At 72.1% G+C, this 23,208-nt stretch carries 18 protein-coding genes and 2 pseudogenes; 10 read left to right on the top strand and 10 right to left on the bottom strand.

Annotation, left to right across the window (positions count from 1 at the left end):
• Positions 1-166 precede the first annotated feature (166 nt).
• On the bottom strand, positions 167-844 hold the full coding sequence (locus E4N62_RS35275) for a response regulator transcription factor (RefSeq protein WP_230221057.1): 678 nt from the start codon (positions 842-844) through the stop codon (positions 167-169).
• 478 nt (positions 845-1,322) lie between these two features.
• Between E4N62_RS35275 and E4N62_RS35280 the strand changes: the two genes are divergently transcribed.
• Positions 1,323-2,828: a peptide MFS transporter gene (locus E4N62_RS35280; RefSeq protein WP_230221060.1), complete on the top strand. Its 1,506-nt coding sequence runs from the start codon at positions 1,323-1,325 to the stop codon at positions 2,826-2,828.
• Positions 2,829-3,039: 211 nt separating this feature from the next.
• On the opposite strand, the gene E4N62_RS35285 is transcribed toward E4N62_RS35280, so the two are convergent.
• The 4 genes from E4N62_RS35285 to E4N62_RS35300 form a co-directional block, all read right to left on the bottom strand.
• Positions 3,040-4,104 carry a hypothetical protein gene (locus E4N62_RS35285; RefSeq protein WP_230221681.1) on the bottom strand — a complete coding sequence of 355 codons (1,065 nt, stop codon included), beginning with the start codon at positions 4,102-4,104 and terminating at the stop codon, positions 3,040-3,042.
• Between the two features lie 87 nt (positions 4,105-4,191).
• A complete protein-coding gene (locus E4N62_RS35290) occupies positions 4,192-4,929 on the bottom strand; it encodes an LPXTG cell wall anchor domain-containing protein (protein ID WP_230221062.1) in 738 nt (245 codons plus the stop codon).
• 169 nt (positions 4,930-5,098) lie between these two features.
• Positions 5,099-5,614 (bottom strand): ATP-binding protein, encoded by a 516-nt coding sequence (locus E4N62_RS35295; RefSeq protein WP_230221064.1) that lies wholly within the window; start codon positions 5,612-5,614, stop codon positions 5,099-5,101.
• 390 nt (positions 5,615-6,004) lie between these two features.
• A complete protein-coding gene (locus E4N62_RS35300; RefSeq protein ID WP_230221066.1) occupies positions 6,005-6,373 on the bottom strand; it encodes an STAS domain-containing protein in 369 nt (122 codons plus the stop codon).
• Between the two features lie 247 nt (positions 6,374-6,620).
• On the opposite strand from E4N62_RS35300, the gene E4N62_RS35305 reads away from it, so the two are divergent.
• Positions 6,621-7,523 carry an RNA polymerase sigma factor SigF gene (locus tag E4N62_RS35305; protein ID WP_215457863.1) on the top strand — a complete coding sequence of 301 codons (903 nt, stop codon included), beginning with the start codon at positions 6,621-6,623 and terminating at the stop codon, positions 7,521-7,523.
• Positions 7,524-7,766: 243 nt separating this feature from the next.
• Positions 7,767-9,781, top strand: a pseudogene (locus E4N62_RS35310) (ricin-type beta-trefoil lectin domain protein).
• 39 nt (positions 9,782-9,820) lie between these two features.
• On the opposite strand, the gene hutI reads toward E4N62_RS35310, so the two are convergent.
• The 4 genes from hutI to hutU form a co-directional block, all read right to left on the bottom strand.
• Positions 9,821-11,035 (bottom strand): imidazolonepropionase, encoded by a 1,215-nt coding sequence (gene hutI / locus E4N62_RS35320; RefSeq protein WP_230221073.1) that lies wholly within the window; start codon positions 11,033-11,035, stop codon positions 9,821-9,823.
• Positions 11,036-11,159: 124 nt separating this feature from the next.
• Positions 11,160-12,500, bottom strand: coding sequence for a formimidoylglutamate deiminase (locus E4N62_RS35325; protein ID WP_230221076.1), 1,341 nt, complete (start codon positions 12,498-12,500; stop codon positions 11,160-11,162).
• On the bottom strand, positions 12,497-13,702 hold the full coding sequence (locus E4N62_RS35330) for an allantoate amidohydrolase (RefSeq protein WP_230221078.1): 1,206 nt from the start codon (positions 13,700-13,702) through the stop codon (positions 12,497-12,499). Before E4N62_RS35330 ends, E4N62_RS35325 begins: the two co-directional genes overlap by 4 nt.
• A gap of 275 nt (positions 13,703-13,977) precedes the next feature.
• Positions 13,978-15,696 carry a urocanate hydratase gene (gene hutU / locus E4N62_RS35335; protein WP_308186077.1) on the bottom strand — a complete coding sequence of 573 codons (1,719 nt, stop codon included), beginning with the start codon at positions 15,694-15,696 and terminating at the stop codon, positions 13,978-13,980.
• A gap of 158 nt (positions 15,697-15,854) precedes the next feature.
• Between hutU and E4N62_RS35340 the strand changes: the two genes are divergently transcribed.
• The 7 genes and pseudogenes from E4N62_RS35340 (at position 15,855) to E4N62_RS35370 (ending at position 22,469) form a co-directional block, all read left to right on the top strand.
• A complete protein-coding gene (locus E4N62_RS35340; RefSeq protein WP_230221685.1) occupies positions 15,855-17,276 on the top strand; it encodes a diaminopimelate decarboxylase in 1,422 nt (473 codons plus the stop codon).
• A 324-nt stretch (positions 17,277-17,600) separates the two neighbouring features.
• A complete protein-coding gene (locus E4N62_RS35345) occupies positions 17,601-17,999 on the top strand; it encodes a hypothetical protein (protein WP_009327980.1) in 399 nt (132 codons plus the stop codon).
• Positions 17,996-19,033: a hypothetical protein gene (locus tag E4N62_RS35350; RefSeq protein WP_374117140.1), complete on the top strand. Its 1,038-nt coding sequence runs from the start codon at positions 17,996-17,998 to the stop codon at positions 19,031-19,033. The genes E4N62_RS35345 and E4N62_RS35350 overlap by 4 nt, the downstream gene beginning before the upstream one ends.
• A 161-nt stretch (positions 19,034-19,194) precedes the next feature.
• Positions 19,195-19,422, top strand: a pseudogene (locus tag E4N62_RS49780) (roadblock/LC7 domain-containing protein); the annotation flags it as partial.
• A gap of 393 nt (positions 19,423-19,815) precedes the next feature.
• Positions 19,816-20,190, top strand: coding sequence for a hypothetical protein (locus tag E4N62_RS35360; protein WP_184893246.1), 375 nt, complete (start codon positions 19,816-19,818; stop codon positions 20,188-20,190).
• A 107-nt stretch (positions 20,191-20,297) separates the two neighbouring features.
• Positions 20,298-21,011, top strand: coding sequence for a lipoprotein (locus tag E4N62_RS35365; RefSeq protein ID WP_230221081.1), 714 nt, complete (start codon positions 20,298-20,300; stop codon positions 21,009-21,011).
• A 96-nt stretch (positions 21,012-21,107) separates the two neighbouring features.
• The gene (locus E4N62_RS35370; RefSeq protein ID WP_230221083.1) at positions 21,108-22,469 is read left to right on the top strand and encodes an APC family permease; all 1,362 of its coding nucleotides are present in this window, start codon (positions 21,108-21,110) and stop codon (positions 22,467-22,469) included.
• 54 nt (positions 22,470-22,523) lie between these two features.
• On the opposite strand, the gene E4N62_RS35375 is transcribed toward E4N62_RS35370, so the two are convergent.
• Positions 22,524-23,093 carry a hypothetical protein gene (locus E4N62_RS35375; RefSeq protein WP_230221085.1) on the bottom strand — a complete coding sequence of 190 codons (570 nt, stop codon included), beginning with the start codon at positions 23,091-23,093 and terminating at the stop codon, positions 22,524-22,526.
• Positions 23,094-23,208: the final 115 nt, after the last annotated feature.

A 23,208-nucleotide genomic window follows, 5' to 3' on the forward strand; every position in this document is an offset into this window, starting at 1 on the left:
TGCGGCACCCGGCGCCCGCCGCGGAGCGGGGGCGGTGCCGGGGGCGAAGCCCCGTCAGGGGCGCGGGAACTGCGCGACCGGCCACGACGTGCCCGCGGCCCGCCCCACGACCCCGCACCCGAGCCGTGCCGTGCCGTGAGACGCCCGGCTCAGCCCTCGGCAGGGGTCAGTTCTTCTCGAACCGGAAGCCGACCCCGCGCACCGTCGCGATGTACCGCGGATTCGCCGCGTCGTCGCCCAGCTTCTTGCGCAGCCAGGAGATGTGCATGTCGAGGGTCTTCGTCGAGGACCACCAGGTCGTGTCCCAGACCTCGCGCATCAGCTGGTCACGGGTGACGACCCGGCCGGCGTCGCGCACGAGCACCCGCAGCAGGTCGAACTCCTTGGCCGTGAGCTGGAGTTCCTCGTCCCCCATCCACGCCCGGTGGGACTCGACGTCGATCCGCACGCCATGGGTGGCGGGCGGCTGCGCCGGCTCCGTCGAACCGCGCCGCAGCAGGGCCCGCACGCGGGCGAGCAGCTCGGCGAGCCGGAAGGGCTTGGTGACGTAGTCGTCGGCGCCCGCGTCGAGGCCGACGACGGTGTCCACCTCGTCCGCGCGCGCGGTCAGGATGAGGATCGGCACGGTGTGGCCCTCGGCCCGCAGCCGTCGGGCGACCTCCAGGCCGTCCATGCCGGGCAGCCCCAGGTCCAGGACGACCAGGTCGACGCCACCCTGCATTCCGGCGTCCAGCGCGGTGGGGCCGTCCTCGCGGACCTCCACCTCGTACCCCTCCCGACGCAGTGCGCGGGCCAGCGGCTCCGAGATGGACGCGTCGTCCTCGGCGAGCAGTACACGGGTCATGGGGTGATGGTAGTCCGCCGAGAACCGCAGGTGGAGGGTGATCGGGAAGCACGATTCACACCTTTGTCCAACGGTTCTCTTACTCTCCCGGGGCATGATCCACTGCACTGGGCGTTTCGTCCGTCACCGGTGAAGATCCGCGTCACCGCGTGGAGATGGCGGCCGGGTCCGACGAGGATCCCGCGCCGGTCCCGTGAACGGTGCGTCGCCGCGCCGCGCCCTGCGCGTCCCCTTCCTGCGCCTGCACGACCTGAACCCCCGACCGACCTTCGAATATGCGATCACCAGGGCTTTCTTACCCGTGATTCGACTCTCAAGGCCTTCCGGATCCTGCGTCCTCCTGGCGTATGGTGACGGAACGCCTGTAGCTACATGCGGGGACCTTTGGCGGCATATATGCGCTGAAGGTCTCTTTCATGTGCGGAACCACCTGTGGGCGCGCCCCCACGTGCGCCGTCCCGAACTGCAAGGAACAACCATGGCGTCCAGCCTGACGAAGGACTCGGCCGGCCGGGGAACCCCCGGCACCGAGGGCACCTTCTTCGGCCACCCCCGCGGACTGGCCACACTCTTCATGACCGAGATGTGGGAGCGATTCTCCTACTACGGAATGAAGGCTCTTCTCCCGCTGTACCTGGTGGCCCCGAGCGGCCTGAACCTCGGCGCGGCGACTGCGATCACCATCGGCTCGGTGTACGCGTCACTGGTGTACTTGCTCACCCTGCCCGGCGGATGGGTCGCGGACCGCTTCCTCGGCCCTCGCAGGACGGTCGCCCTCGCGGGCCTGGTCATCATGGCGGGGCACCTGACGTTGGCCCTGCCGTCGGCCGGAACCTTCTACATCGGCCTGGCGCTCGTCGCGATCGGCTCGGGTTTGCTGAAGGCCAACATCTCGACGATGGTCGGCCACCTCTACGACGGCCCCGACGACCCGCGCCGGGACGGCGGCTTCACCCTCTTCTACATCGGCATCAACGCGGGCGCCTTCGCCGCGCCGCTGCTCATCGGCACCGTCGGCGAGAAGGTGAACTGGCACCTCGGGTTCGCTCTGGCCGCGCTCGGCATGGGACTGGGTCTGGCGCAATTCCTGATCGGCAGCCGCCATCTGAGCGAGCGCAGCGAGATCGTCCCGACGCCGATGTCCTCCGAGGAGAAGTCGGCCATCCTGCGCAAGGGTCTGCTGTGGCTGGCCGTTCCGGTGATCTTCTACGCCGTCGTGGGCTTCGCCGGCCTCTACACCCTCAACTGGGCGATCATCCCGCTCACGGCGATCGGCCTGATCATCCCGATCTGGGTCATCGCCCGCATCAAGCGGGACCGTGCCCTGGACTCCGTCGAGCAGTCCAAGATGTCGGCGTTCATCTGGTTCTTCGTCGCCGCTGCGGTCTTCTGGATGATCTACGACCAGGGCGCCTCCACCCTGGCGATCTTCGCCAAGGAGTCGGCCGACAACAGCGTGCTCGGCCGGGAGTTCCCGGTCTCGTGGTACCAGTCCCTCAACCCGGTCATGATCATGGCGGCGGCGCCCGTCTTCGCCTGGTTGTGGGTGTGGCTGAACCGGCGGGGCCAGGAGCCCAGCACGATCGCCAAGTTCGCCACAGCGCTGCTGCTGATCGGCGCGTCCTTCTTCCTCTTCCTCGCCCCGCTGGCGATCACCGGGGACGGGCAGAAGGCCGCCGCGTCGTGGATCGCCGCGATCTACTTCGTCCAGACCCTCGGTGAGCTGACGCTCTCCCCGGTGGGTCTGTCGGTCACCACGAAGATGGCACCGGCGAAGTACGCCTCCCAGATGATGGGAGTCTGGTTCCTCGCGGTCACCGCGGGCGACTCGGTCACCGCGCTGCTCTCCAACCCGGCCGTCGGCGGCGTCAACCTCGACCGGAGCGGCTTCGTCGCCGTCGAGGCCACGCTGGCGGCGATCGCCGGTGCCGCACTGTTCCTGTACCGCGGCAAGGTCAAGCGGCTGATGGGCGACGTCCACTGAGATCGACGGCTTCGCGGGGCCCGGCTCGCCCGGAAACGAGACGTACCGGGCCCCGCGACGCATGACGCGCACGAGCCGTTCGTGAGGGCTACTTCCTCCGCGTCTCCACTCCGCCGCCCCTAGGGAAGTTCTTGAAGCCGCAGCGGACGGTGGACTTCTTCTTCGGTGAAGCCCAGTCGCCGCCCATGGGTTCAGGGCTGCCGCAGCGAGCTCAGGTGTCACCCTTTCGGGTTCGGCGGCCCGCCGCGGCCTTCGAAGCCTCCGTCTGCATGTCCGTGTCGGGGGTGAACCACGGCAGGGGCGCGGATGTCGTGCGTGGTGGGGGTGGTGGGGTACGGGGCTGGGCGTGGGCGGCGGTCGACGGAGGCGGCCTGGGAAGCCAGGCGGGGAGGGCGGCGAGGCGGCGCCTTCGGCGTTTCCGCGCGGGAGCCTCGCGCCCCGGCCGCACGCGGTCCACCACCGCCATGCCGATCCGGAACAGCGCGGCGGGCACGACGAGGCAGAGCATCAGCCAGAAGAGGGTGACGCCCCAGGGGCGGCCCACGCTCCACGTCTGCTCGGTGAGGACCCTGCCGCCGTACTTGAGGGAGACGGTGTAGTCCCCGTGGGCCCCGGCCGCGAGGTCGACGGGCAGGGTGATGCGGGCCTCGCCGCCCGGCCGGACCGTGCCGCGCCACCGCTGTTCCTCCCAGCGCGGCGCGAACACGCCGTGGGAGGTGCCCACCTGGAACACCGGGTCCTTCACCGGGGAGGTGCCGACGTTGCCGACGGTGAGGACCAGTTCACGGGCGGGCGGTGCACCGAACCAGGTCAACAGGCCGCTGGAGCCCGTCAGTCGGCCGTCCGCCAGCAGGGACAGCCGGCCGCCGGCCGCCTCCCGCGGCAGCGGCTCGACCGAGTGCCCCGCGACCCGGAACGCCGCGTCGGCCTCGGCCTTGGGGCCGGTGATGGTGGAGACGTGCACGACGCACGGGCACGGCACCGAGGGCTCCGCCACCGGCAACTCCCGGCGGAACGCGCCCTTGTCGTCGACGGTGACGGCCCGTCCGTCGGCGTTGGCGCAGGAGTCGGTGCCCCCGGGCACCCCCGTCGACGGCGTCGACCGACCGCAGATCAGCACCATCAGGATCGCCCTCGGCCGCCAGCCGCTGCCGGTCACGGTGACCGAACCGCCGGTCCCCGCCTCCGACTTGGACAGCTTCACGGTCTGCTCCCCCGCGGCCGCCCGCGCCTGCGCCTGTGCGGGGCCATCCGCGAGGGATGCCGGAAGCCCCATCGCGAGGGCGAGCACCGTCACTGTGAGCACCCGTACGCACGACGCCGGGATCCGCCTCCGCCGCCTACTGATCACGTTCGGCTCCCGTCAGCGACGTACCGCCTGGTTCCTGCGCGTCACCCACAGCACTCCGGCCGTGCCCGCGAGCAGCACCGTGCCGCCGAGCGTGCCGAGAGCGACCGCCGAGTCCAGGGGCCCGGTCTGCGGCAACTCGCCGCCCGAACCACCCGTACCACCCGTAGTGCTCGACCCGCCCGAGCCACCCGTGTCGGCCCCGCTCCCCGAACCGCCCGCGGCGGTGACGTCGAGGGTCAGGGACGGCCCGGGATCGTTGCCCGGCGTGCAGGTGGTCACCGTGCCGAGGGCCTTGATGGTGAGCACACCCGCCGTGAACTCGACCTTGCCGGTCTCCTTCGGGGTGTAGGTGCCGCTCAGGTCGTTGATCTTGATCGGGGTGTTGGCCGGGATCGCCTCCTGGTTCGCCGGCCCCGTCACCGTGAGCGTGCCGCTCTCGGCCCCGCCCAGTTCGATCGTGGCGCTCGGCGTCATCGCGCCCTTGCCCAGCTCGACCGGGCTGGACGAGACGCCCTTCTGCCACGACATCGTGATCTTGTAGCCGTCGCCGCTCTCGACGCCCTTGATGTCGATCGGCGACACCGCGGACTTGTCCCCGATCGGCGTCTTGCAGTTGTACTCGACGTCCACGACCTCGGCATGGGCCACCGGGGCGGCCATCAGCACCGCCGAGCCGGCCAGGGCCGCGAGGGTCGCGAGCGCGGCGGTTCGTTTCTGGTACGTCCGGTACGACACCTCGGCACCCCACATTCTGACGGAACATCAGATCGGCGGCTCAAGGTACGCCGGGGCCCTTGGAGAAGGAAGACACGCGCAAGTGTCGGATGTGTTCGGATGCGTGTCGACGGCTTCGGCGCACGCCTCAACGGCGGCCCCGCGGTTCACGAGAGGGAGGGCGCGGCCACCACGCGGGTGGCTGCTACGCGGGTGCTCCCAGCTCCGCCCACACCGTCTTCCCGGACTCCCCGGGGGCCCGTACGACCCCCCAGTCCAGGCAGAGCCGCTGCACGATGAACATCCCGTGTCCGCCCGGCCGTCCGGCCCGATGCGGTGTGCGCGGCGCCGGGCTGCCCGTCCCCCGGTCGGACACCTCGATGCGCAGCACCTTGTTGTCGTACCCGATGCGCAATTCTGCCGGGCCCCCGGCGTGCAGACAGGCGTTGGTGACCAGTTCGGAGACGACCAGCAGCACGTCCTCGGCCGCGGCCCGCTGGTCCGCGGTGGCGGCCGGCAGCCACCCCCACGCGTACAGCGCCTGGCGGGTGAAGTCACGGGCGAGCGGCACCACGCCGCTCTCGCCCTCGAAGCCGAGTCGACGGGGAAGTCGGCTCGCGGCGGGGGCCTCGGGCGGATCCCCGCCCGGCATCCCGGAAGCGCCGCCGGCACCCGGTTCCGGGCCGCGGTCGCCCGGCGAGAAAGGCCGGGTGGTGCTCATCAGCGCTTCACCTCACCGATTCACCAGTTCACGATTCAGGACTTATCAAGGGTGCGGGACGAAGACCCGCGGTGCATGCCGTTCACTGCTGTCATCTGTTGCGCCATCCGTACTTCCGTCACACCTCGCGGTGCACCCGTGCCACCGGGCCGTGACCCGGTCGTATCCGGGTCACCACCGACGCGTCCAGGATGTCTCCTGCCCGAGCGAACCGTCAGAACACCCACGTTTTCGGCACAGAACCTGTGACGCGAATAACCCGACGGTCGGCGTGCGACACCTGGGGTACGCCCCGGAACGTACGAGCGGCGAAGGCCGCCGAGCCGACGCCGTCGACCGTCGCGGTCGACGGCGCCCGTGACGGAGGTCACGGGCGGGCCGGTCGGCGGCCTAGTCACCCAGGGCGGCCTCAAGGCTGTCGTGGACGGTGAACACCGCGTCCGCCCCGGTGATCTCGAAGACCCGCGCCACCGCCGGGAGCATGCCCGCCAGGTGGACGCCGCCGCCCGCCGCCTCCGCCCTGAGCCGCACGCCCAGCAGGACGTTGAGCCCGGTGGAGTCGCAGAACTCCAGGCGTGAGCAGTCCACCACCAGACGGGTGAACCCCTTGTCCAGGCAGCTCTCGAGTGGCTCACGCAACAGATCGGCGGTGTGGTGATCGAGCTCACCCGCCGGGGTCACGACGGCGCTGGGGCCCTCTTCCCGCACCTCGACCCGTAGTCGGCCCGACTGTGCGCTGCCGACCGTCCCACGGTCCATGCCGTCTCTCTCCCGACCGTCGTGACTGCTGACTCGCCCTCGAACACTACGCCTTCTCCACACTCTCCGACACCCGAACAATCGCCCACAAAGGGACATTTCGCCACAGGAGGCACTTGCGACGACCTCGGGAAACCGGGTAGGGCTAGTAGTGACACCAATCGACACGGCCGGCTTTGGAGGCGCCGCACACCGCAGTGCACGTATTGGCATCGGCGGCCATATGCCGAGAACGATGGAGGACATCATGTCACCCCGGCTCGACGAATCGCATACCCAGAGGGCGACGTCGGCATCCGCCCCGGAAGAGACGCAGGACGACCTCGCCCATCATCCGGGCGACGCGCTCGCCGACCTCCCGGAGATCCCCCCGTACGACGAGGTGGGACCGGTGGACGCACGAGCCCTGTCCAAGACCCTCTTCGAGCGGCTCGAATCCCTTGAGGAAGGCACGTACGAGTACTCGTACGTCCGCAACACCCTGGTCGAACTCAACCTGGCTCTGGTGAAGTTCGCCGCCTCCCGGTTCCGCTCGCGCAGCGAACCCATGGAGGACATCATCCAGGTCGGCACGATCGGCCTCATCAAGGCGATCGACCGCTTCGAACTGAGCAGGGGCGTCGAGTTCCCCACGTTCGCGATGCCGACGATCGTCGGCGAGATCAAGCGCTTCTTCCGCGACACGAGTTGGTCCGTGCGGGTGCCGCGCAGACTCCAGGAGCTCCGACTCGACCTGGCCAAGGCCGGTGACGAGCTCGCTCAGAAGCTCGATCGCGCTCCGACGGTGGGAGAGCTGGCGGAGCGCCTCGGGCTGACGAACGACGAGGTCGTCGAAGGCATGGCGGCGTCCAACGCGTACACCGCCTCGTCGCTGGACGCCCAGCCCGAGGAGGACGACTCCGAGGGCGCCCTGGCGGACCGGATCGGCTACGAGGACCACGGCCTCGAAGGCATCGAGTACGTCGAGTCCCTGAAGCCGCTGATCGCCGAACTGCCGCCGCGCGACCGGAAGATCCTGTCGCTGCGGTTCGTGGCCGGCATGACGCAGTCCGAGATCGGGGACGAACTGGGCATCTCCCAGATGCACGTGTCCCGGTTGCTGTCGCGCACGCTGGTGCGTCTGCGCAAGGGGCTGACGCTGGAGGAGTGACCGTCCGAACCGTCCGTCGCGACGGAGAGCGAAGTCGGCCGGGTGCGGTGGGAGTTGCGACACTCCTGACGTACCCGGCCGAACCGTTCCCGGCGCGACCCCTGTCTCCTCCCCTCCCACCCCTTACTGCAAGAAACCCCTTCCCCTCGGTTCACCTTCAGCCACTATGGTCACGCGTCAGACTGTTCGGTATGCCAGAAGCCGACGGGTGGACACACGGGGGTGCGAGGAGGAGGCACGAGGATGACTCGGGCTCGGGACGAGCGCCCCGGCGGCGACGACGGCCATGAGGACCACCGAAACACCGGCGCGCCGGGCGCACGCCCTGACGACGGGTCCGAGCACCGGTACGCGAACGCGTCCGACACCCGCCTCACCACGCTGTTACGTTCCGACTCACCGACCGCGTACGCGGCCCTGCGCGAACTGCGCGAGCGCCACCACCCCTCGGTCCTCTCCTACGCCCGGCTGTGCGCCGCGAGCGAGTCCGCGGCACGGGAGCTGGCCACCCAGGCGTTCACGGTCGCCGCCAAGGAGACGGCCCGGGGTGTCGAACCGACCGTCCCCTGGCGCCATCGGCTGCTCCTGCTGACCGCGCGGGTCGCCGCCGGCTGGGCCACCGACGGCGGTGCGACCGGTCTCGCCCCCGCCCTGCGGGCCGTGCTGGACACGACGGGCCCCGGAGGCCGAGTCCCGCCCCTGCTCGCGGCGTTCGAACAGCTGCCGCCCCGGCCGCAGGGCCTCATCTGGTACGGCGTCGTGGAGCGGGAACCGGACGACCGTACGGCCGTTCTGCTCGGCCTCACCGCCGACGACGTCACGTACAAGCGGGAGTCCGCGCTCCACGCCCTGCGCCAGGCCTGTCCGCGCGTGCGGCTGGCCGCCTCGGACGACCCGCGCTGCCAGGACTTCCGCCGGCTGATCGAGGAGTCCGTACGGCCCGACACTCCTCGCCACAGCACCGATCTGCAGGCCCACATGGAGCACTGCCCGCACTGCGCCGGCGCGTACGAGGAGCTGTGCGCCCTGCGCGACAGCCCGCGCACGACCCTCGCGGAGGGGTTGCTGCCGTGGGGCGGTACGGCGTACACGCGGGGCGCGACCGGGACGCGGGCCGAGGGCTCCGCCGGGGCGGGAACGGAGACGGGCTCAGCAGCTGCGGCCGAGGCTTGGGCCGCCATCCCTGCCGGCCCTGGTTCCCGTTCCGATTTCAGTTCCGGTGCCGGTGCCGGTTCGGGTTCGGGTTCGGGTGCCGTTCCGGGTTCGGGCAGCGGATCCGATGTCTGGGCTGGGGAGCGCGCGGCGAGTGGCGCGGGAGCGGTTGCCCCGGACGGGTCGGCCGGGTCGGACGGGGCGTGGCTCGGGTCCGGCATCGATGGCCGAGGCGGTGCGGGGAGGGGGCGGGCCCTGGACCGGTGCGGGAGTCGGTGGCGGGGCCGGCGGAGAGCGGCGGTGGAGCGGTCCGGAGTGTGGGCTGGAGCCGGTCGTTGCGTCCGAGTGGTGGGGAGGACGAAGCCGGGGCCCCGGGCTCCACGTGGTCGTCGTCGCGTCGGGTCGCGTTGACCTCGGTGGCGCTCGGCGTGGCGTTGGCGCCGCTGTTGGCCTTCCTGGTGTTCTCGGGGTCGGTCGGCTCGTCGTCCGACGACGAGGGCTCCGGCACCACGTCCGCCGTTCCTCCCCGGGCGCGGTGCCCCGACCGTCCCGCCGAGCCCGAAACCGTCCCCGACCCCTCGGAAACCGCGAGTCCCTCGAAGCCCCCGCGAAAGGAGAAGCCGACGCGCAGCCCGAGCCCGAGTCCGTCCGACACGGGTTCACCGACGCCGTCGCCACCGTACGGAGGGCCGCTGAGCGGCGCCTACACGCAGGTGGTGAATGTCGCCTCGGGGCTGTGCCTGGACATCCGGGGCGAGTTGGCGAAGGGCACCGACGTCGTCACGGCCAACTGCTCCTCACGCGCCACCCAGCGCTGGCGGCTCGACTCCGGGCGGGCCGCCCTCCAGTCGTTCGCCGATCCCGACCTGTGCCTGGACAGCCGTGGCGCGGTCGACGACGGCGTGGGCATCTGGGAGTGCGACTCGCTCGACGGGGACAACGGCGACAACCTCAGGTTCGAGGTCGACTCCCGGGGGGTGATCCGCCCGGCGATCGCGGGGCAGTTCGCCGTGACGCCGGACGCGCTCGGTTCCGTCGGCTTCACCGTGGCGTCGGGGCGCGACGGACAGCGGTGGCGGGCCGGGGCCGGACCGGCCCCTTCCTGAGACCGTCCCCAGAAGGCGTCCAGGGCGGTCCGGGACCGGTCAGACGACGCGGACGCCCCTGCGCCACACGGCCGTGACCAGGGGCACTCCCGGCCGGTAGGCGAGATGGACGTGGCTGGGCGCGTCCAGCAGCGCGAGGTCGGCGTACGCGCCCGGCGTGAGGCGTCCGATGTCGTCGCGGCGAAGCGCCCTCGCGCCCCCGGCCGTGGCCGACCAGACGGCCTCGTCCGGCGTCATCCCCATGTCCCGCACGGCGAGCGCGACGCAGAAGGGGACGGACGAGGTGAAGGACGAGCCGGGGTTGCAGTCCGTGGAGAGGGCGACGGTGACGCCCGTGTCGAGGAGGCGCCGGGCGTCCGGCCACTCGGCGCGGGTGGAGAACTCGGCGCCGGGGAGCAGCGTGGCGACCGTACGGCTGTTCGCGAGGGCGTCCACGTCGGCGTCGGTGAGATGGGTGCAGTGGTCCGCGCTGGCCGCGTCCAGTTCCACGGCGAGCCGGACGCCGGGGCCGTAGGAGAGCTGGTTGGCGTGGATGCGCGGGTGCAGGCTCCTGGCCTTGCCTGCCGTGAGGATCGCGCGGGCCTGGTCGCCGTCGAAGGCGCCCTTCTCGCAGAAGACGTCGATCCAACGGGCGTACGGGGCGCAGGCGTCCAGCATCTCGCCGGTGACGAGGGCCACGTAGGCGGCGGGGTCCTCGGCGTGATCCGGGGAGACGATGTGGGCGCCGAGGTAGGTCACCTCGTCCGTGTGACGCGCGGCGATGCGCAGCGCCCGTGCCTCGTCCTCGACGGTCAGGCCGTAGCCCGACTTGGTCTCGAAGGTGGTCGTGCCCTGGCGGAGGGCCTCGCGGAGGTAGCGGGTGAGGTTGGCCTCCAGTTCCTCGTCGGTGGCGGCGCGGGTGGCGGCGACGGTCGTGCGGATGCCGCCCGCGCTGTAGGCCCGGCCGGACATCCGGGCGTTGAACTCGGCGGTCCGGTCGCCCGCGAAGACGAGGTGGGAGTGGGAGTCCACGAAGCCCGGGATCACCGCCCGCCCACCGGCGTCGACGCGATTGTCAGTGGCGGGTGCTTTGCTTTGATCACCGGTCCACGCGATGCGTTCACCGTCGATGACGACGGCCGCGTCCTGGATCAGTCCGAGGGGGGAACCGTCGCCGAGGGAGGGGTCGTTGGTGACCAGGGCAGCGATGTTGGTGATGAGCGTGCTGGCGGTGCTCGCCGAGTGGGCGGGGCTGTCGGTCGTCGGGCTGCTCATGGCGTCCTTGGTTGCCTGGTCGGCGGTCGGGTCGGGTTCGGGAGCGAAGTGGGGTTCGCGGGCGGAGTCGGGTTCGGGGGCTGAGTCGGGTTCGGGGCGGGTCGCTCGCTCGTGCCGCCGGGGTTCATCCGCGCAGTGCGGCGACGGCGTCCGCGAGGGCTCTCGGCACATCCGGTACGAGCGCGTGCGCCCCGTCCCGTACGACGTGCCGACCTCCCACCACCGTGTGCGACACGTCTGCTGCCGACGCGGCGAATACAGCCGTCTCCGCGCCGAGTCGTGGAGGCGGCCCCGCTGTCCTGACGGAGTCGAGCGCGATCGTCGTGAAGTCGGCGAGCGCTCCCGTCTCCAGGGCGCCGGCGTCGTCCCAGCCGATCGCCGCGTGGCCGTCGGCCGAGGCCGCCCGCAGCAGGGCAGCCGCCGTCCAGTGTCCACGCGTACGGGTCCGCAGCCGCTCGTTCAGCTCCATGGCCCGCGCCTCTTCGAGCAGGTCGACGACGGCGTGGCTGTCGGAGCCGAGGGAGAGCGGGGAGCCCGCGCGCTGCAGGGCGACGGCCGGTCCGATGCCGTCCGCGAGGTCCCGTTCGGTGGTGGGGCACATACAGGTGCCGGTGCCGCTGCCGCCGAGGAGGGCGATGTCCTCGTCGGTGAGGTGGGTGTTGTGGACGCCGGTGGTGCGGGGGCCCAGCACACCGTGGTCGGCGAGGAGCCGGGTGGGGGTGCAGCCGTGCGCCGCGTGGCAGGCGTCGTTCTCCGCCGTCTGCTCCGACAGGTGCACATGGAGCGGGGCCCGCCGTTCCTCGGCCCACCGCGCCACCGTCGCCAACTGTCCCGCCGGCACGGCCCGTACGGAGTGCACGGCCGCACCGATCCGCGCGTGATCCCGGTCCTTGAGAACTGAACAGCGTTCGGCCCAGGCCTCGGCCGTGCCGTCGGAGAAGCGGAGCTGGTGGGGGTCGGGGGCCTTGCCGAAGCCGGCGGAGAGGTAGGCCGTGTCGAGGAGGGTGATCCGGATGCCCGCCTCGGCGGCGGCCTCGATCAGCGCCTCACCCATGGCGTTCGGGTCGGCGTACGGGGTGCCTCCGGGGGCGTGGTGCACATAGTGGAACTCGCCCACGGCCGTGATCCCGGCCAGCGCCATCTCCGCGTACACGGCCCGCGCGAGGGCGTGATAGGTGTCCGGGGTCAGCCGGTCCGCCACCCGGTACATGACCTCGCGCCAGGTCCAGAAGGTTCCCGAGCCGACCTGGACGGTGCCGCGCAGGGCCCGGTGAAAGGCATGGCTGTGGGCGTTGGCGAGACCGGGCAGGGTCAGGCCGAGCAGGACGACCGCGCCCGGGGGCGGGGTGGGCGTGCCGGTGCGCACGGCGCCGACGCGGCCTTCGGTAGTGACCGTGAGGGTCACGCCCGGCTCGACGTCGGTGCCGAGCCAGGCGTGTTCGAGCCAGTAGGTCGTCTCCGTCACCTGCGGGCCAGCCCTTCCAGTACGTCGGCGAGCGCGGTCACCCCGGCCAGGCAGTCGTCCTCGGCGGCGTGCTCGGCCGGGGAGTGCGAGACGCCCGTCGGGTTGCGTACGAACAGCATGGCGGTCGGGACTGTCCCGGAGAGGATCCCGGCGTCGTGTCCGGCGCCGGTCCCGAGCACCGGCACCTTCAGGTCGGCCGTGTCCCGGCCCAGGATGCGGGCGATCTCGTCCCGCAGGGCGTGTTCGAACTCGACGACGGGGGTGAAGGACTCCCGGACGACGTCCAGTTCGACGCCGTGCTCGTGGGCGACATCACGGGCCGCCTCCTCGATCGCCCCGACGACCGTGTCCAGCGTCGTCTGGTCCTCGGCACGGGAGTCGAGCCAGCCGCGTACGAGGGAGGGGATGGCGTTGACGCCGTTCGGCTCGACGGAGATCTTGCCGAAGGTGGCGACGGCTCCGGCGAGCCGGGCCTCACGGCGGGCGGCGAGCACGGTCTCCGCGTACGACAGCATGGGGTCCCGGCGGTCCACGAGCCGTGTGGTGCCCGCGTGGTTGGCCTCGCCGCGGAAGTCGAACCGCCACCGGCCGTGCGGCCAGATGGAGCTGGCGATGCCGACGGCGTCGCCGGAGAGGTCCAGGGCCCGGCCCTGCTCGACGTGGAGTTCGACGAACGCGCCGATCCGTGCGAGCCGTTCCGGATCCGGTCCGATGCCCTCCGGGTCGTACCCGGCCGCCTCCATGGCCCGCGGCAGAGTGACCCCGTCCGCGTCGGTCAGCCGGCCCGCCTGCTCGACGGTCAGGTGCCCGGCGGCGAGCCTGGACCCCACGCAGGCCAGCCCGAACCGGGCGCCCTCCTCGTCGCCGAAGTTGACGATGGCGAGCGGCTTGTCGAACCGGGCGCCCCGGGCGCGGAGTTCGTCGAGCGCGGCGAAGGACGACACGACGCCGAGAGGGCCGTCGAAGGCGCCGCCGTCGGGCACGGAGTCGAGATGGGACCCGGTGACGACAGCGTCCCCGGCGGCGGGATCGCCGAGCCAGGCCCACTGGTTGCCGTTGCGGTCGACCTCGTAGTCCAACCCCCGGTCCCGGGCCTGCTCCTCGAACCAGGCCCGGCACTCTGCGTCGGCCCCGGTCCACGCGAACCGGCGGTATCCCCCGGACTCGGAGTGGCGGCCGATGGGCCGAAGCTCCCGCCACATCGTATGAAAGGAGGCCCCACCGGCGACGGGCTGCGCACCACCGCCACCGGGCACGGCCGCCGGCCGGTGGCCGCCGCCGGCCGCCTCAGGCTGCACCCCGTCGGACCGGTCACTTCCCCGTACAGGCTGTGGGCAGTCGTTCCGCAGGGCGATGGGGGTGCCCCCGCTCGAACGGAGTTGAGAGTGGGGGAGGGTGGGCACAGCCGGGCCCGCAGTCGGCGACGAGGCATCAACCCCCACCGGGGAGTCTCCGCTTCGTCCGCCCTCACTTCGGGTCACGCGTCGCCACCCTCGCGCATCGGCACCCGTACGCCCCGCTCGTCGGCGACGGACTCCGCGATGTCGTACCCGGCGTCCACGTGCCGGATGACGCCCATGCCGGGGTCGTTGGTCAGTACCCGGCGGATCTTCTCGCCGCCCAGCTTCGTGCCGTCGGCCACGGTCACCTGGCCGGCGTGGATGGAGCGGCCCATGCCCACGCCACCGCCGTGGTGCAGGGACACCCAGGACGCCCCGGAGGCCACGTTGACCATCGCGTTCAGCAGCGGCCAGTCGGCGATCGCGTCGGAACCGTCGAGCATGGCCTCGGTCTCGCGGTAGGGGGAGGCGACGGAGCCGCAGTCGAGGTGGTCGCGGCCGATCGCGAGCGGCGCGGCCAGCTCTCCGGAGGCCACCATGTCGTTGAAGCGCTCGCCGGCCTTGTCGCGTTCGCCGTAGCCGAGCCAGCAGATGCGGGCCGGGAGGCCCTGGAAGTGGACGCGCTCGCCCGCCATCCTGATCCAGCGATGCAGGGACTCGTTCTCGGGGAAGAGGTCGAGGATCGCCTTGTCGGTCTTGGCGATGTCGGCGGGATCGCCGGACAGAGCCGCCCACCGGAAGGGGCCCTTGCCCTCGCAGAACAGCGGCCGGATGTAGGCGGGGACGAAACCGGGGAAGGCGAACGCCCGCTCGTAGCCAGCGAGTTGGGCCTCGCCCCGGATGGAGTTGCCGTAGTCGAAGACCTCCGCCCCGGCGTCCTGGAAGCCGACCATGGCCTCGACGTGCCGGGCCATGGACTCGCGGGCGCGCGTGGTGAAGCCGGCCGGGTCCTTGGCCGCGTACGAGGCCATGTCGTCGAAGTCGACGCCGACGGGCAGGTAGGCGAGCGGGTCGTGGGCGGAGGTCTGGTCGGTGACGATGTCGATGGGGGCGCCCATGGCGAGGAGCTGCGGGACCAGGTCGGCGGCGTTGCCGAGCACGCCGATGGACAGCGGACGGCGGGCGTCACGGGCCTCGACGGCCAGCTGGAGGGCGTGGTCGAGGGAGTCGGCCTTGACGTCGAGGTAGCGGTGCTCGATGCGGCGCTCGATGGCGCGGGGGTCGCAGTCGATGCAGAGCGCGACGCCGTCGTTCATGGTCACGGCGAGGGGCTGGGCGCCGCCCATGCCGCCGAGGCCGGCGGTGAGGGTGATCGTCCCTGCGAGGGTCCCGGAGAACTTCTTGGCGGCGACGGCGGCGAAGGTCTCGTAGGTGCCCTGGAGGATGCCCTGGGTGCCGATGTAGATCCAGGAACCGGCGGTCATCTGCCCGTACATGGTCAGCCCGAGCTGTTCCAGCCGGCGGAACTCCTCCCAGTTGGCCCAGTCGCCGACGAGGTTGGAGTTGGCGATGAGGACGCGGGGGGCCCACTCGTGGGTCTGCATGACGCCGACGGGGCGGCCGGACTGGACCAGCATGGTCTCGTCCTGCTTGAGCGTCCTCAGGGTGCGGACCATGGCGTCGAAGGAGCGCCAGTCGCGGGCGGCCTTGCCCGTGCCGCCGTAGACGACGAGCTTGTCCGGGTGCTCGGCGACCTCGGGGTCGAGGTTGTTCTGGAGCATGCGCAGGGCGGCTTCCTGCTGCCAGCCCAGGGCGCTGAGTTCCGTACCGCGCGGGGCTCGAACAAGACCGGGGGGCGGCCCGTAGGGCCTCGGCTGAGGGCGGCGGTGGGAGACGGGCGGGCGGGGTCCTGACACGGGTCTGCCTCCAGCTCTATACAGCAACTATTCACATCCTGACTTGCTGAATAGAGCTAGTCAATACGCCGGTAGGGCCAGCGGCGGCGCGCCGTGGATGTTTGGCTGGACACACTGGCCCTATGGGTGCGGACGACGACACGACGACGGGGGAAGAGATGGGAGACGTGACGAACGGGACCGAAGGGGAGCGGCCCGGCGGTCTGCACGACGAGGAGGAGGCCGAGCGCACGCTGCGGCTGTTCGACACCGACGGCGAGCGGGTCGCGCGACGGGACGAGGCGGTACGGGCGGCGGTGGAGCAGGGGCTGCTGGGCCCCGGCGAGCCGGTCGTCGCCCTGCTCGACGTGACCGGGATCCGGGCGTCGGCCGGGGCGCTGCGCAGGGCCTTCGACGCGGTGACGGCGCCGGGGACGCCGGTGCTGCACGCGTTCGCGGTGAAGGCGACGCCGCTCGTGCCCGTGTTGCGGCTGCTGCGCGAGGCGGGGATCGGCGCGGAGGTGGCCAGCGCCGGGGAGCTGGCCCTGGCGCGGGCGGCCGGGGTGCCGCCCACGCTGACCGTGCTCGACTCCCCCGCCAAGACGCCGGCCGAGCTGCGGGAGGCGCTGGCGCTGGGCATCGCCGTCAACGCGGACAACCCGCAGGAGCTGGACCGCATCGACGCGCTCGTCCGGTCGGCCACCACCCGCTCGCCCGTCGGCATCCGGGTGAACCCGCAGGTCGGCGGTGGCGCGATCGACGCGTTGTCCACGGCGACGGCCACCTCGAAGTTCGGGGTGGCACTCCGGGACGAAGGCGCCCGGGAGTGGGTTGTACGGGCGTATCTGGAGCGGCCGTGGCTGAGCCGGCTGCACGCGCACACCGGGTCGCAGGGGATCCCGCTGTCGCTGATGACGCGGGGGATCACGGAGACGTACGAGCTGGCGGAGGAGATCAACCGGCGGATCGGGCGGCGGCAGATCGACACGATCGACATCGGCGGCGGGCTGCCGGTGAACTTCGCGTCGGAGGCGGCGACACCGACGTACGAGCAGTACGCACGGTTGCTGGCGGAGGCGGTGCCGGGGCTGTTCGACGGGCGGTACGGGCTGGTGACCGAGTTCGGGCGGTCGCTGCTGGCGAAGCACGGGACGGTCGTCGCCCGGGTGGAGTACACGAAGAGCGCGGGCGGCCGGGCCATCGCGGTCACCCACGCCGGGGTGCAGGTGGCGACCCGGACGGTGTACGCGCCCGGGTCCTGGCCGCTGCGGATCGCCGCGTACGACGCGAAGGGCCGCGCGAAGGAGGGCCCGGCGGTGCCGCAGGACGTGGCGGGGCCCGCCTGTTTCGCCGGGGACCTGCTGGCGGAGGGGCGTTCGCTGCCGTTGTTCGAGCCGGGGGACTACGCGGCCGCGCTGGACACCGGCGCGTACTACTTCGCGCACCACTACGCGTACAACTCCCTGCCCCGGTCCGGGATCTACGGGTACGCGCCCGGGGAGGGGCAGATGCGTTTCGCGGTGGTGCGGCGGGCGCAGACCGTGGAGGAGATCGTGGCCGAGGCGGGGGGAGCGGAGCGGTCGGGACTGCTGAGGCTCTGATCGGCACCTGTCGGCTCGCGCCCGTGAAGGAGTTGCTCGCGCCCCGAGTTCGCAGAAGCTCCCTCTCGCACGCCCCTCGCGCCCCTCAGAATGGTGGATGCGCGGCGTTCCGTCCGCGCCCGCCATGCAGGTCGGCCGCATAGGTCCACCTCAGCGCGCCGGGCCTGCTCCCGGGCCCAACAGCGGTGAAAAGCAGGCAAGTCGACCCACCTTAGTCACCTGTCCGCATGTTCCGCTGGAAAATGCCAGATCTCTCACCCCTCGCGCACACGTTGCGTAGCGTCTGCGTCACTCAGCCGAACCGCAGGCAGGAGGGGAGCCACGGTGCCCGGAATCGACGAGTGTCTGGTGGAAGCCATGAGGCTGCCCGGTGCCTTGGGCGCCGCGGTGGTCGACTGGACCAGCGGACTGGCGCTGGGCACGGTCGGGGAGGCACCCGGCGGTGACCACGAGACGACCGCGGCGGAGGCGGCGGAGCTCGCGCGGCTCGCGGCGGAGCACCGGGCGTTCGCGCCGGAGGAGGGTTCCGACTGGTCCGGGGCGGATCTGCCGGTCGAGGACCTGATCGTCAGCAACCGGGACACGTACCACGTGCTGCGGTTCGTGCGGACGACGTTCGACAGCAGTGTGTTCCTGCACCTGTGGCTGGCGCGTACGGACGGCAACCTCGCGCTGGCCCGGATCCGGCTCGGCGAGATGGCCGGACGGCTGGTGCTGGCATGAGCGTGATCACCACACCGGCGCCCCCGCTGCCCGTGCGCGGAGAACACTTCCGGCAGGCCGTCTCCCCGATGCTGAGCCGGCTCGCCGCCGAGCGGGCCACCGGCGTCCTGCTGCGCGAGAGCGGGTCGCTGTACCTGTCCGAGGGGAAGGTCGTGCACGCCGAGAGCCCCCGCTCCCCGGGCCTCGACGTCCTGCTCGCCACCGGCGGCATCCTGGACTCCGACGGCTGGCGGGAGGCGGTCGACACGGCCGGGGCGGGGCTGCGGGTGGGGCGGTTCCTGGTGGACAGCGGCCGGGTCGCCCGGGGCGCGCTGGAGCTGTGCCACTCGGGCGCGCTCTTCGACGCGGCGTACTTCGTCCTCGGCCCGAGCAGCGCGCCGGCCAGCTTCCGTTACGGTGCCGCGCACTGGCTGGGGCCGATCCGGCCGGTGCCGGTGGCCGCCGTGGAGCGTGAGGCCCGGCGCCGCCGCGACCTCCTGCACCGCATCTGGCCCGATCCGGCGACGGACGAGGCTCCGCTGGTCAGAGCGGTCGGCCTGGACGCACCGCCGGTCCCGGCCCGGCAGGGAGCCGTGCTCGGGCAGGTCGACGGCTTCCGCACGGCCGCCGAGATCTCCCGGAGCCTGGGGCGCCCCGCCTTCCACACCCTCGTGGACGTGCGAAGACTGGCGGCGGCCGGCCTCATATCCACGGCCCGACGCGGCCCGGCCCCGGCACCGCCGGCTCCCGCAGGGCAGGCGTCCACCATCGGCTGCCACACCTTCCGGCCGGCCCTTCCCTTCCACCCGGGCCCCACCAGACCCGGGCCCTCCACCATTCCTCCACCACCACCTCCACCACTCCACCGCTTCCCTCGGCCGACTGCTTCCACCACCCCACGGCACCACCAGTCGAGGTCAGACCACCCCGCGCCACTCGCCCGCACCGGCTCCCACCGGCCGACCCCGGCCGTTCGCGCCCGCTCGCTTCACCCGCCCCCGGGTACCTCACCCCGGTCGTCCCCGGGCACCCGCACCGTCCGACACCGGCCGTGACACGTCGGCCGGGCTCACGGCCGGTGTCGAGGCGCCGCCCCTCACCCCACCTTGGCCGCTCACCACCCCCGACCCCGACGTGGCTCTACTGCAAAGGCTCAGGGATGCGCTGGAGGCCCTTTGAGCGGCAGCGGGAGCGTCCCGCCGAGAGGAGACTGCTCATGGCCGCGGAGGCCGAAGTCCTCGACGAACTGCATCGGTTGAGGGCCCGTGTACCCCAGTTGACCGGCGCGCTGGCGGCCAGCGTGGACGGGCTGGTCCTCGCCCACGACACCCCTGGCGTGGAACCCGAAGGCCTGGCGGCGCTCACCGCGGCCGCGCTCGGCGTCGCCGTACGGATGACGGACGCCGCCGGGCGGGGCGATCTCCGTGAACTGCTGCTGCGCGGCGACCAAGGCTATGTGGCGACGTACGCGGCGGGTTCCTCCGCCGTACTGACGCTGCTGACCCAGGACCGCGTCAACGTGGGCCGGCTGCACCTGGAGGGCCGCCGGGCGGGCGGCCGGATCGGCGAACTGGTGGATGCCCTGCCACGGCCCGACGAGCAGGCCGCGACGGGCGCCAGGGCAGTCACCAGGAACCCGGCCCGGTCCGTGGCCAGGACCAGCGGCGCACTTGGCGCCGACGCGACCACGGCCGCGACCTCGCCCCAGGCGCCGGCCAAGGCCACGGTCAGGTCGACGATGCCCCGCCGGACGCCTCGCGCCACCACCCCACGCCCCACCCCCGAACCACTCCCAACACACCTACCACCAGTGAGAGTTGAAAGGACACCGCACACCATGACCAACACCGAGACCGCGCTGAAAGAGGCCCTCGCGACCATCGAGGGCGCGACCGGCGCCGCCCTCGTGGACTACACCAGCGGCATGGCACTGGGCACGATCGGCGGCAGCAAGGGGTTCGACCTCACCGTCGCCGCCGCCGGGAACACCGACGTCGTCCGCGCCAAGCTGCGCACCATGGAACACCTCGGCCTCAAGGGCGAGATCGAGGACATCCTGATCACCCTGACCGACGCGTACCACCTGATCCGCCTGATCACCGGGCGCGGCGGCAACGGCCTCTTCCTCTATCTGGTGCTCGACGCCAAGCGCGCCAACCTGGCCATGGCCCGGCACCAGTTGCGGCGGATCGAGGCCGAGTTGGAGGTCTGACCGCCCTGATCCGACGGCTCCGGCGGCGCCCCCCCCACCCGGGGGAGCGCCGCCCGCGCACGCCTCGGCTACCGTGTCCGACCTCGAACGACAAGGGGAGGGTGACCGTGGCAAGAGCGGTACGGGGGACGGTGCCGGCGCAGCTGGCCTTGCTGGCCGGGGTGCTGACGGGCTGCTCGGAGCCGGCGGGGGACGACGGCGCGAAGCCGTCGGCGAGCACCAGCGGCGCGGTGTCCGCCGAAGGGAAGGACACCGCCGCCGGCACCGAGGAGGCCGCGAAGAGCGGCGGCAGTGTCGGCGCGGCCGGCTCCGCCTGCCCCCTCCCGGTCACGTTCGACACGGCCGAGAAGTGGCGGCCGGAGGCCGTCGAGACCGGCACGCCCGGCGCCGGCGGCGGTTCCGAGGAGGACGAACTCGCGGCCGACCTGGCCGAGGGGCTGCTCCGGCAGGGCCCGTTCACCGCCGCGTGCGAGATCGACGCCAAGCCGGCCGGGAACATCGGCTTCATCCGCGTCTGGACGGGCGAGAAGGGCGCCGAGGAGGACGACGCGGAGGCGCTGCTCAAGGAGTTCGTGGCGGCCGAGGGGGACACGAGCGAGGCGAAGTACAGCGAGTTCACCTCCGACTCCGACGTGCGGGGCACCGAGGTCGAGTACCTCTACACCAGTGAGGCGCTGGACGAGACCAAGAAGGAGGGGGCCTTCATCGCCGTGACCCCGGACGGGCCCGTCGTCGTCCATCTCGGCGGCCTCGACACCCAGGAGCACGAGCAGATGCTCCCGGCGTACGAGCTGGCCAAGCGGACACTGAGCACGACCTGATCGTCCTCCCGGCCCCGAGGTCCGGTCGCGCAGGCATCCACGGGCCGCGACCGGGCATGAGTCCCCCGGACGGATCACCGACCGGGGGAGGTTCTCTTGTCCACTGCCGAAGGCACCGCCGCGGCACCCGCGCCCGCCGAGGAGACCGGCCTCAAGCGGGTGCTCGGCCCCAAGCTGCTGATCCTCTTCGTGATCGGCGACATCCTCGGCACCGGCATCTACGCGACCACGGGCAAGGTCGCCGGGAAGGTCGGGGGAGCGCTCTGGCTGCCCTTCGTGATCGGCTTCGTGGTGGCGATCCTGACGGCGGCGTCGTACGTCGAACTGGTCGGCAAGTACCCGAAGGCGGCCGGGGCGGCGCTCTACACGCAGAAGGCGTTCAGGGTTCCCTTCCTGACGTTCATCGTCGCGTTCATGGTGATGTGCTCCGGCCTGTCCTCCGCGAGCGCCGCCGCGCGTGCCTTCAGCGGTGACTATCTCGACGAGCTGACGAACGGGGCCCTGCCGCCCACCCTCGTCGCCATCACCTTCATCGTCCTGCTGGCCGCCCTCAACCTGCGAGGCGTCTCGGAGTCGGTGAAGACGAACGTGGTGCTGACCCTGGTCGAGCTGACCGGCCTGCTGATCATCCTCACGATCGGCGCCTGGGCGGTGTTGAGCGGTGACGGCGAGCCGTCCCGGCTGACCGAGTTCGAGGCGAGCGGCACGGGATACGCCCTGCTCACCAGCGTGCTCGGCGCCACGGCCCTTGGGTTCTTCGCCTTCGTCGGGTTCGAGGACTCGGTGAACATGGCGGAGGAGACGAAGAACCCGACCCGGACCTTCCCCCGCGCGATCTTCATCGGGGTGGCCGTGACGGGCACGATCTACGTGCTGGTGGCCCTGGTGTCGTCGCTGCTGGTCGACGCCGGGACCCTGGAGGGCTCCAGCGGTCCGCTCCTCGAAGTGGTGAAGGCCGGCGGGGTGGACTTCCCGCCCGAACTCTTCGCCCTGATCGCCCTCTTCGCGGTCACCAACTCGGCCCTGATCAACATCATGATGGCCTCCCGCCTCTGCTACGGCATGGCCAACGAGCGCATCCTCCCGCCCGGTATGGCCCGCGTCCTGCCCCGCCGCCGTACGCCCGTCGTGGGCATCGTCTTCGTCACCCTCCTCGCGATCGGCCTGGTCTCCACCGGCGAGATCGAGGGCCTCGGCGACACCACCGCGTTCCTGCTGCTCTGTGTCTTCGCCGTCGTCAACATCGCGGTCCTGGTCCTGCGCCGTGACCGCGTCGACCACGCCCACTTCCGGACGCCGACGGCCCTGCCGGTGCTCGGCGCCCTGACGGCCCTGATCCTGGCGAGCCCGCTGGCCGACCGCCCGGCCGACGTCTACATCCGCGCGGGCGTGCTCCTGGCCATCGGCATCGCCCTGTGGGCAGTGAACAAGCTGGTCCTGCGCACGCGCGGCGAATAGCCCCCGCCCCGCCCCCGGGCGAGCCCAGGAGCCCCGCGGCGTCGGGCGGCGGGCCTACGCCCGGCGGCCGCCCCCGGGTGCCGCGTCGCCCGCTTCGATGCCCGTGAGCCGGTAGCCGGGCACCCGCTTGCCCGTGGGGCGGCCGGCCCGTGCGGACAGCCAGTCCACCCGGACCCAGAAGAGCTGCCCGGCGGCACGTTCGCGGCGGCCGAGCCAGACGGCCCTGAGCCGGAGGCCGGTGCCGAGGCCGGCGAGGAGCAGGCCGCCCGCCGCAGGGAGGGCGAAGGAGGAGCCCAGGGCGGCCGCGAAGCCGAGCAGCAGCCACCAGCGGTGGCCCCGGCGCCAGGCGCGCAGCGTCACGGCACGGTCCTGGAGGACATCGTGCTTGCCGGCGCGCACGGCCTCCCGCGCGGGCGCGAGATACCGGCCGCGCCCCACCCACGCCACCGCGGCGGCCGCGACGATGAACACGGCGGCCCCCGCCAGCACCCCGATCCGCCGCCCGGTCAGCCCGGACGGCAGGACACCGATCCCGGCCGCGAGCACCCCCAGCCACCACAACGGCGCCGCCCCGGCCCGCACCACGACGGCCACCCGAGCAAGCCCCTGCCCTCCGCGCGCCATGCTCCCCGCCTCCCATGAACCCCAGGTCGTACGACAGTCGCGGGCACGCTAGCGGGAGAACGTGAAACGCGCCTGAGAATCGCGAACCTCGGCCGATCGCGCGGACTGCTCCACG

It is taken from the genome of Streptomyces sp. MNU76, assembly GCF_020982545.1.
Taxonomy (GTDB): domain Bacteria; phylum Actinomycetota; class Actinomycetes; order Streptomycetales; family Streptomycetaceae; genus Streptomyces.

What these genes read in the sequence shown, in the direction of transcription:
- E4N62_RS35280 (WP_230221060.1), top strand. Translation starts at nt 1,323, where the DNA reads ATGGCGTCCAGCCTGACGAAGGACTCGGCCGGCCGGGGAACCCCCGGC.
- E4N62_RS35285 (WP_230221681.1), bottom strand. Translation starts at nt 4,104, where the DNA reads ATGGGGCTTCCGGCATCCCTCGCGGATGGCCCCGCACAGGCGCAGGCG.
- E4N62_RS35375 (WP_230221085.1), bottom strand. Translation starts at nt 23,093, where the DNA reads ATGGCGCGCGGAGGGCAGGGGCTTGCTCGGGTGGCCGTCGTGGTGCGG.
- hutI (WP_230221073.1), bottom strand. Translation starts at nt 11,035, where the DNA reads ATGAGCAGCCCGACGACCGACAGCCCCGCCCACTCGGCGAGCACCGCC.
- E4N62_RS35300 (WP_230221066.1), bottom strand. Translation starts at nt 6,373, where the DNA reads ATGGACCGTGGGACGGTCGGCAGCGCACAGTCGGGCCGACTACGGGTC.
- E4N62_RS35350 (WP_374117140.1), top strand. Translation starts at nt 17,996, where the DNA reads ATGAGCGTGATCACCACACCGGCGCCCCCGCTGCCCGTGCGCGGAGAA.
- E4N62_RS35305 (WP_215457863.1), top strand. Translation starts at nt 6,621, where the DNA reads ATGTCACCCCGGCTCGACGAATCGCATACCCAGAGGGCGACGTCGGCA.
- E4N62_RS35340 (WP_230221685.1), top strand. Translation starts at nt 15,855, where the DNA reads ATGGGAGACGTGACGAACGGGACCGAAGGGGAGCGGCCCGGCGGTCTG.
- E4N62_RS35290 (WP_230221062.1), bottom strand. Translation starts at nt 4,929, where the DNA reads ATGTGGGGTGCCGAGGTGTCGTACCGGACGTACCAGAAACGAACCGCC.
- E4N62_RS35295 (WP_230221064.1), bottom strand. Translation starts at nt 5,614, where the DNA reads ATGAGCACCACCCGGCCTTTCTCGCCGGGCGACCGCGGCCCGGAACCG.
- E4N62_RS35275 (WP_230221057.1), bottom strand. Translation starts at nt 844, where the DNA reads ATGACCCGTGTACTGCTCGCCGAGGACGACGCGTCCATCTCGGAGCCG.
- E4N62_RS35360 (WP_184893246.1), top strand. Translation starts at nt 19,816, where the DNA reads ATGACCAACACCGAGACCGCGCTGAAAGAGGCCCTCGCGACCATCGAG.
- E4N62_RS35330 (WP_230221078.1), bottom strand. Translation starts at nt 13,702, where the DNA reads ATGTGGCGGGAGCTTCGGCCCATCGGCCGCCACTCCGAGTCCGGGGGA.